Genomic DNA, 1,277 nt, shown 5'->3' on the forward strand with positions numbered 1-1,277 from the left:
AACCCACTTTTCACCCACTTGGCGATTTTTTAAACCCAGCCTTAGCCCTGCTAGGACAAGGTTTAAAGAAATCACCAATTGGGCAAAAATTGGATTTTGCTAATCATCCCTATTTATGCAAAGGTCTATTTTAAAAATAAAATCACATTATTGTACACGCTTCATCTGTATTAGACTTGACTTTCCAACCTCGATTGAGATAATATTTGTCTTGTGTGGAAAGAAGTTGTACTTTCTCTATGCCCTGTGCTTTATATCTTTGAAGTGTATAGTCTAAGAGTGCCGACCCCCCTCCTTTAACAGTCGTCGTTTGATTTACCGCTAACCCCTCAGGGTTTGCTATAAGTGTTTTAATTTCAGGTGCGGAAATATCTGCACTTTTAGCATAAGATACGGCTTCTATATTGCCTTCGTAAGTAGCAACATGAATTTCGTTTTCAAGCGAACCATCAAAAAGGTCTTCCTCAATAGTTTGCTCTATAGTCTTTGATAGACTTGAAGCCTCATGAGGCTGAGTATCATATGGGTGTATTTCCTCTCCCCATTTAAGTAAAGTAGGTTTTACTTTTGCTTTATATGTCATCATATCAATTTTTGATTCTAACTTGTAAGTTCTAAATTGAAAAGTATTTTGTGTGTCAGTTACTTTAATGAAGTTATTTGTATTGGGCGTTCTTTCAAAGAAGTAAGGGGGGTAATCATCGGCTGTATATTGATAATCTTGAAGGTTAATAAACAAATAAGAGGCATAAGTCAAGCCACTGTAAAATATACCTATTACTAGCAAGGTTTTTAAAAAAATAGAAAAAGTATCTTTAAATTTCATTTACATACCTCCAAAAGGTTCTAATACGATTAAGCGCCTAGTTTCGCCACATTGCTCCAGTTTGGCAATTTGAATTGATAATTATCAAGCCTTGTATTTATGCCCTAGAGCAAATTTTACACTTTAAGAATTTAAATTTTTATTTAAAAATAAAAATTTAAACCCTTAAAATTGTACCTAATTAGGATGATAGCCCCCCGCAATACATCAACTTTTTTTATCACAAAAGTAGAAGGTGTATCTCGTTCCTAGGCACCAACTTGGGAATGCATATAAGCCAAAAAAAACGCTACCAATAAGCGAGACAATCGTTATCAACAAGATAAAAAGCGCAAACTGTGTAAAAGACGAGCGGCGATTGAGCCGATTATCGGACATCTTAAATCGGATTTTAGACTTTCTAGAAACCTACTCAAAGGGCAAGTTGGTGATGAGATTAATGTTTTAATGG

At 34.9% G+C, this 1,277-nt stretch carries 1 protein-coding gene; it reads right to left on the bottom strand.

Features of this window, described 5'->3' with window-relative positions; genetic code table 11:
- Window positions 1–142: 142 nt before the first annotated feature.
- On the bottom strand, window positions 143–826 hold the full coding sequence (locus BBROOKSOX_RS11155) for a GNAT family N-acetyltransferase (protein WP_139661903.1): 684 nt from the start codon (window positions 824–826) through the stop codon (window positions 143–145).
- Window positions 827–1,277 lie beyond the last annotated feature (451 nt).

Source organism: bacterium endosymbiont of Bathymodiolus sp. 5 South, from assembly GCF_900128535.1.
GTDB lineage: Bacteria > Pseudomonadota > Gammaproteobacteria > PS1 > Pseudothioglobaceae > Thiodubiliella.